The sequence below is a fragment of the Streptococcus sp. 1004_SSPC genome, from assembly GCF_001069025.1.
Classification (GTDB): domain Bacteria; phylum Bacillota; class Bacilli; order Lactobacillales; family Streptococcaceae; genus Streptococcus; species Streptococcus vestibularis.
Genome location: NZ_JWGQ01000097.1, coordinates 1 through 7,196, shown reverse-complemented (window position 1 = coordinate 7,196; position 7,196 = coordinate 1). Strand labels below are relative to the sequence as shown.

The window sequence follows — 7,196 nt, the reverse complement described above, 5'->3', positions numbered from 1 at the left end:
ATAAGGCTTGAACAAAGTGAAAGCCAGCGTCTTTAGGCGCTGGCTGGTATTATGGGCTTATAGTCCTTGGTCAAACCACCCGTTAGACGGGTGGTTATGATTGGACTTTTTCCACTCCCTATTTTTATCTCCCTAAATTGTCAAATTAAGTTAGATTTTTCATGTAACTCAGAAAAACTTGGTATGGTGTTTGATAATTCAAAGACTTCCTAGGAAGTCTTTTTCTTTTTCTTTTATCAGCTGTAGCTGATAAATAATTTTGAGAAATATTCGTAAAATCCATTTGTTTAGGTAGTCCATTTCGTCTTAATAATCCATTAGAATGTTCATTGAGACCTTGTTGCCCAGGACATCCTGGATCCGCAAAGAAAATATCAATGTCATGTGCATTCGAAATAGATTTCCAATTAGAAAATTCTTTTCCGCAATCAAAAGTGATCGACTTAAAGAGATGGCTGGGGACTTGAGACAACCATTGATTAATGGAAGCCTCAATATCACTTTCTAAAAATTTCTCATATTCCATGACAGAATAGTAAGAATAATGAGGCTCTAAAATCATGCACAAACATTCTTCAATTCCGTCATTCTCCATCTCTTTGATTACATCAGTGAAAAAAGGCGGGAAAATTTATTATCAAAGTAGACCGACGCTCGTTCTCCAAGAGCAGAAGTAACCAAATCCACTTCTTCTCTAGTTATCCTTTGGAGTGGAGTTCCACCAATTCGGACGTAATTGTCATGTAAAGTCTGAATTTCATGTGGTTCAGGACGAACACCACGCCGGATATTCGTGAAAAACTCCGCTACTCCTTCATAGGTAATCTCTTCTGGTGACCCAAAGGTCATCATCAACACAGCTCTCTTACTCATGATTACTCCTTGTTTCACGTTTATTCTATTTTAGCATGAAAAGGCTTACTTTAGGGAACTTGGTATCAAAATAACTCTTAAAGATAGGCTCTAAGAGTTTTAAAAAAACCTTAATGATGGTCTTGATGCTCACTTTTTGCTTCCAGCTCTTCGATATTTCGCTTGTGAGATCGGTGAGTCGCTAAGTCTTCATCAACCTCAATGGTGACATTTTGAAAACCACAATCTTTGAGCAAGGTGCGGATAGACTCTTTACAGACTTCCATGTAGTCGGCATGCTCTAGACAAACATGGACAATGGCGTTCTTTTCCAAACCATCCATGGTCCAAAGATTGAGTTGATTGATACTAGCGACATGGTCCAACTCTGCCAAATCTTTCTTGATCTTCTGTATATCCACTCCTTCTGGAACGGCATCGAGGAAAATCTTAAGCGTGCTCCAAAAACGTGGAATGGCTTTGGACAGAATAAAGATGGAAATGGCAAGAGATAAGAGCGGATCCAGAATATACCAGTCGGTAAATCGGAGAACAATGGCCATTAGGATGACAGCCCCCCAACCCAAGGTATCTTCCAGAAAGTGCAGGCTGAGAATGGATTCATTCTTGGTTTCTTCCTTACGAATGACCAGACTTGCTAAGACATTCACACTGATGGCAATGAATCCAAGCCAGAGAAGACCTTCTTCATTGACCGGTTGTGGATGAAAGAGTTTCGTTAGATTTTCCAAAAGCACCATGCCAGACCCTGTCATCAGAATTACAGCGGTCACCATGGCACCTAAAAGGCTAAAACGCTTGTAGCCCAAGGTGTAATGGCTGTCTTCTTTCCGATTGGAAATGCTCTCTAGTAAAGCCGAAATGCCAATGGCGATTGCATCACCAAAGTCATGGACCGAATCAGCGAGAACCGCACTGGAACCAAAAATTCCACCCGCAATAAACTCAACAATGGCAAAGCTTAGATTTAAGAAAAAAGCTAACCAAACCGCACGTTTTGTCTTCATTATATTACTTCCTTTGTTATAATAGATTCATGAACATCATGTTCATGAATCTATTATCCAATACTATCAACAGAAAGGATAGGGGCAAACCGTTCGCTGTGTATGTTACTGAACAGTTTGTTCATAGTGTCCATATGACTGCACAAGATCGTCGCATTACAAAGACTCGAAAAGCTATCTATAATGCTTTTTTACAATTACTCAACCTTAAAGACTACGAGACTATCACGGTTCAGGAAATCATTGATTTAGCCGACGTCGGGCGCTCGACCTTTTATAGTCATTACGAAAGTAAGGAATTATTGCTGGATGAACTCTGCCAAAAGCTCTTTCACCACCTCTTTGAGCGCAATAATCAACTCTCTACTCATGACTACCTGGCCCATATCTTTCAGCATTTCAAGAAAAATCAGGACCATGTGACCAGTCTCTTGCTCTCCAAAAACGATTATTTTATCCGGCAACTGCGCAAAGAGCTAGAACATGATGTCTACCCGATGGTCGCTGATGAACTGATTCACTCACACCCCAACATTCCTCACTCCTATCTCAAGCACCTGGTCGTCAGCCACTTCATTGAAACTCTCAGCTGGTGGCTAAAAAAAGGAAAATCCTATAGCGAACAGGAAGTGGTCCAATTTTATTTGGAGATTTTAAACGTCGCTTCTAACTAAGGTGCGACTTTACATCATGTATCATAAAAAGGAAAACTATGCTTCTCCCCATTCTTCTCAGCTTTTTCACAGATTTCTTGGCCCTTGCTTTTGCACTTCTTCATTTATTAGTCAGCGTTTCCGAATTAAAAAGGGCAAGAAGACCCTTGGAATTTACCTACTTTTTCTAGGAAGTAGCCTTACGACCTTCTCTCTCATTCTCTACTTCTTTTTGCCGATTGTCGCACTATCTCTTTGGATGATTGGCTGTGGGTTGATTTGCTACGGAGCCTATTGGAATGGCAAGCACAAAAAACTTCAATCCAGCCTGCCATGTCATTCGGATTGGAATCGCTCTGATTATTACCATTTTATTAGCCCTCATCTAAGAAAAACTCAAGTTTTATCAATGAAAACTTGAGTTTTTTGGTAGTTACGAAATAAATAAGGAATTAAATATCCTGCTTTTCTTTAAACATTTTAACCTTATTTTGGCAGTAATCCATTAATTTCTGTGCTTTTTCAAATGTATATCCTTTTTCAGATACAGACTTGACTTTCTTTTCATCAAAGTAGTAGCCTGTCAAGCCCCTGACTTCCTCTGATAAGGTGAGATAATATCCTGTTTCGATTCCCTGATCTAAATCTTTTGACAGAGACTTCATCAGGCGTCCAAAGAGAGACTTTTTCGTCTTTTCATCACTGGAATCATTCCCTAAGTTAGTTGAAATCAAGCCGGGATGATAGGCATTGATGGTGATGTTTGAAGCTTTTAAAAAGAATTTCCTTGCCAAATAACGTGTCATCCAGATGGTGTAGAGCTTGGAATTATTATAGGCCAATCCTGGATTGTATTCTTTCTCAAATTGAAAGTCCAAATCCTTGACCTTGGCAAAATGATGCATATAGGAAGAAGTATTAATGACACGGCCGTCAGCTGCTTTTTCTAACAAGGGACTTAGCTCAGTTGTTAAAATATAGGGAACCAGAACGGATAACATAAATGTCAACTCGACATTTTCAGCACTCGCTTTTCGGTCTTTTCCTGCACACAGGCCTGCATTGTTAAACAAGACATCGATACGTTGAAAGTCTCGCTTGATTTCCTTCACAAATCGATAAACATCGTCTAATTTTGAAAAATCTGCAAGGTAGCTAGAAACTCTATCTCTCAAGGAGACTGAACGAACCTCTTGAAGCGCCAACTCCAGTTTTTGAGGATTTCGACCATGAAGGATGACCTGATGCCCTTCACTGGCCAGTTTCTTTGCCAAATGTTTACCAATACCGTCAGTAGCACCTGTAATCAGAACCGTTTTGATCATCTTAGTCCTCCAAGAAAGCTATTAGTTCTGTTGAAAATTCGTCTGCATATTGGAAGATTGAACCGTGGCCAGCATTTGGATAGATGATCAGCTTACTATTTTCGATTTTTGCATGCATATCGTAAGAATTTTCCGTTGGAACCTGCATATCCTTATCCCCGTTGACGATTAAGGTTGGTTGAGTGATAAATTTTAGGTCGTCTTGAGAATCTTTCCCCCAACGTTTAATAGCTTTGAGTTGAGTTAGGAATCCTGATAGATTCATGTCTTTATCCGCAAATTCCTTTGTTCTCATACCCATTCGTCCTAGGACTTTCAAAGCTTCGATTTTCCCTTGTTCATCATGATTATAGAAGATATAGCGTTTAGGATCGATACGCTCGAGTCCAGATTTAAACATAAAACTAAAAGTTTTCCCAGTTACCTTATCGACCTCTTTTCCACCTCGAGGTCCTGTTCCAGCCAAAATCAAACGGCTCACTAGAGTAGGATTTATTCGGATGATTTCTTGAGCAATCATACCTCCCATAGAAAGACCGAGGAGGTTGATTTTATCGTAACCAAGCGCTTTTACAAAGTCAATTGTCTGCTCAGCCATTCCAGGTATATTCGGAGCCACTTTTCCTTGACTGGCTCCAACACCAGGAAGATCGACTACAATGACATGGTGCTTTTCAGCAATTAAGTCTAATAGTTTTGGATCCCAGTTATCGAGAGTTGCTGCCAAATGGACCAGCATCAGAAGAGGTAGTTTTGATTTGCCTTTGCTGAGTTCGCGATAAGCAATTTGATTTCCTTGAACAGTGATGTATTGATTTTTAGTTGTAAGATATGACATTGTTTTTTCCTTTTTATTTCTTAAAGCTGAGGACTGTTTTTCCACGTGAGCGCCCATTAGCGACCTTGTCTAAGGCGCTATTCACTTCTTCAAATGGATAAACTGTGTCGATAGATGGTTTGATTTCCAATTTGCTAAAGAGATCTGCTACCTCTTGTAATTGAGCGCCATTGCTTTCTACAAAGATAAAATGGTAGTGAACGCCGTATTTGTCAGCCATCTTATCAAATTTACGACCAGCTAGTCCAAGTAGGATCTGTTTCCATTTTGGCAGGTTCATCCGTTTGGCAAAGTCACCATTTGGCATAGCACGAAGGGACACAAGCTGACCACCTTTTTTCATGATAGACATTTGTTTTTCAGTCTCAGCGCCCCCAAGGGTATCGAGGACATAATCAACCTGGCTAACAGTTTTTGTATAATCCTCTATTTTGTAATCGATAAAGCGATCTGCTCCAAGGTTCAACACCCGATCAGCGCTATCTCCAGCCCCATTGGTGATGACTTTCAAACCTTTGGCCTTGGCAATTGGAATGGCCATTCCACCGACACCTCCAGTACCACCAGAGATAAAGATGGTCTTGCCAGCTTGAGCTCCCATGAGTTCTAGGGATTGCATGATAGTCAAGGCAGTAAGCGGAACAGCAGCAGCTTCTTCGTCAGATAGATAATCTGGAACTTTGGCTAGAGCCTGACTGTCTACGGCTACATACTCGGCAAAGGCACCAATATGGTCAAGTGGGAGACGTCCAAAAACTCGGTCACCGACTTTGAGGTTTTTGACTTGTGTGCCGGTCTCTTCAATGATACCGACCACTTCATTTCCTGCAGTTTGTGGGAGTTTGTAAGGAACAATCATCTTGACCTCTCCTCGGGAAATCATGTTATCCAGAGGATTGACACCAGCTGCGGTGACTTTGACCAAGACTTGTTTGTCTGTAATACTTGGTTTAGCGACTTCTGTGATATTCAGTGTGATATTCTTTTTGTTATAAGTAGTATGTTGTGCGGCTTTCATTGTCTTCTCTTTTCTATTTTTATTGTATCTGATAAAGATACATGTCTGGTCTTTTTAAAACTGATCTGCATGCAAATCAGTTTCGTTTTTGTTTGGCTTCTTTATAAAGATTGTCAATGACATCTTCTAAGGTTTGGTGGGCTAGTTCCTTCTCAAGTTGAGCTTCAGCGCTAGCAAATAGTGGCGAAACAGCAGCTTGGATATGTTTTCCTACTGGGCAATCCAGATTGCTATTTTGGTGAACGGGAAATAAGCTGATGTGGCTGACTTCTTGTGTGGCAAAATAAATGTTAAGTAAGGTGATGTCCTTTGGCGATTTACTAAGTTGATAGCCCGTTTTTCCTTGCTGAGACAGGATCAGTCCAGCATTTTTCAATAAGGCAACCACCTTACGAATATAACTAGCGTTGGTCCCAACGCTCTCAGCCAGTGCTTGTGAACTTAAGGTTTCCTTACTCTCACTAATCATGGTTAGGATGTGCAAGGCTACTGAAAATTTCGTATCCATAAAAACTCCTTTAGATATCTTGTATCTGATACAAGAACAAGTTTAACACAAATAAAAAGAAAAGCAAGGCTTTTGCTTCACTTTTTTTTAAAATTATCAGGCCATGTGACTTGTTGTCAAACTCTAAAATGGGAATCGTGTGTTGCTAAATCATAGACCACCTCTTGTAAATTTGTACTATTGTACCAAAAGCTGACGAAGTATCAAAGAGTTGTCTTTAGTAATTCAGAAGACTTCTCTTCCATGTATATAATAAATTGTTGCACTGCTGGAGAAGTTGGCCTCTATCTTCCATTTCTTTTTCATAATACTATTTTTACTTTTTATTCATTATACAAGTAAGACTGAAGAAAATGCAATTAAAATCCTTAAAAAGTCTTTGTAAACTGCAATAAAATGGCCATAAAATCAGATTTCTTTATAGAACAAAGGAAAAAGGAGCGGATATGATATCCTACTCCTTATTCTTATCAGAAAATCTAATTAGAATTAGTCTTCTTTTTTCAACGCAAAAAGAGAACCCTACTGGATTCTCTTATTATTTGATAAACATAAGCATTAAGCTTTCTTAGCTGCCTTGCTCCACTGGTACCAACCAAACTGTTGATGAGGTAAATGAAGTATTTCCCTTGAATTTGAAGGCTTTCTCCCCACCACAGGTAGATAGAGAAAATATTAGTAGCTGCCCAGAAAATCCATTGCTCACGATAAACAGCTGTCATCAAGAGCTGACCGACACCACTTGTCGCATCGGTAATAGAATCACGGAACAGACGATTGGCGCCAACGGATTGGTAAATGAAACCAAAGGTTAACCACCAAAGCACACTAATTGATAAGTACTTGATCCATCCCACCGCATCCAATTTACGGGCAACAAATTCCTGCTGTTCTTTTTTGAACTGGGCTTGATAGATCAAAAAGTGTTAAAAATAAGACAGTAACCTCAGAATAGATACTGTCTTATCTCTTTT

General features: G+C 39.7%; 8 protein-coding genes and 2 pseudogenes. 2 read left to right on the top strand and 8 right to left on the bottom strand.

Annotated features, from left to right (window positions below):
* Positions 1-145: 145 nt before the first annotated feature.
* The 3 genes from ADF62_RS11205 to ADF62_RS07305 all read right to left on the bottom strand — a co-directional run bounded on the left by ADF62_RS11205 (position 146) and on the right by ADF62_RS07305 (position 1,880).
* Complete coding sequence (locus ADF62_RS11205; RefSeq protein WP_239665010.1) at positions 146-562, bottom strand: IS30 family transposase; 417 nt, start codon at positions 560-562, stop codon at positions 146-148.
* A 41-nt stretch (positions 563-603) separates the two neighbouring features.
* A complete protein-coding gene (locus tag ADF62_RS11200) occupies positions 604-873 on the bottom strand; it encodes a hypothetical protein (protein ID WP_048788492.1) in 270 nt (89 codons plus the stop codon).
* Between the two features lie 110 nt (positions 874-983).
* On the bottom strand, positions 984-1,880 hold the full coding sequence (locus ADF62_RS07305) for a cation diffusion facilitator family transporter (RefSeq protein ID WP_048788491.1): 897 nt from the start codon (positions 1,878-1,880) through the stop codon (positions 984-986).
* 134 nt (positions 1,881-2,014) lie between these two features.
* Here ADF62_RS07305 and ADF62_RS07300 point away from each other — a divergent pair, with 134 nt between their 5' ends.
* Both ADF62_RS07300 and ADF62_RS11790 read left to right on the top strand, forming a co-directional pair.
* Positions 2,015-2,554 (top strand): TetR/AcrR family transcriptional regulator, encoded by a 540-nt coding sequence (locus tag ADF62_RS07300; RefSeq protein ID WP_003097214.1) that lies wholly within the window; start codon positions 2,015-2,017, stop codon positions 2,552-2,554.
* 38 nt (positions 2,555-2,592) lie between these two features.
* Positions 2,593-2,922: pseudogene (locus ADF62_RS11790) on the top strand (glucuronide permease).
* A 63-nt stretch (positions 2,923-2,985) separates the two neighbouring features.
* Here ADF62_RS11790 and ADF62_RS07295 read toward each other — a convergent pair.
* From ADF62_RS07295 to pnuC, 5 genes and pseudogenes are all read right to left on the bottom strand, one after another.
* A complete protein-coding gene (locus ADF62_RS07295) occupies positions 2,986-3,858 on the bottom strand; it encodes an SDR family NAD(P)-dependent oxidoreductase (protein ID WP_048788490.1) in 873 nt (290 codons plus the stop codon).
* Position 3,859: 1 nt separating this feature from the next.
* On the bottom strand, positions 3,860-4,696 hold the full coding sequence (locus ADF62_RS07290) for an alpha/beta fold hydrolase (RefSeq protein ID WP_048788489.1): 837 nt from the start codon (positions 4,694-4,696) through the stop codon (positions 3,860-3,862).
* Positions 4,697-4,709: 13 nt separating this feature from the next.
* Complete coding sequence (locus tag ADF62_RS07285) at positions 4,710-5,714, bottom strand: NADP-dependent oxidoreductase (RefSeq protein WP_048788488.1); 1,005 nt, start codon at positions 5,712-5,714, stop codon at positions 4,710-4,712.
* Positions 5,715-5,790: 76 nt separating this feature from the next.
* Positions 5,791-6,222 (bottom strand): Rrf2 family transcriptional regulator, encoded by a 432-nt coding sequence (locus ADF62_RS07280; RefSeq protein WP_048788487.1) that lies wholly within the window; start codon positions 6,220-6,222, stop codon positions 5,791-5,793.
* Positions 6,223-6,780: 558 nt separating this feature from the next.
* Positions 6,781-7,139 (bottom strand): annotated as a pseudogene (pnuC, locus tag ADF62_RS07275) (nicotinamide riboside transporter PnuC); the annotation flags it as partial.
* Between the last annotated feature and the right edge of the window lie 57 nt (positions 7,140-7,196).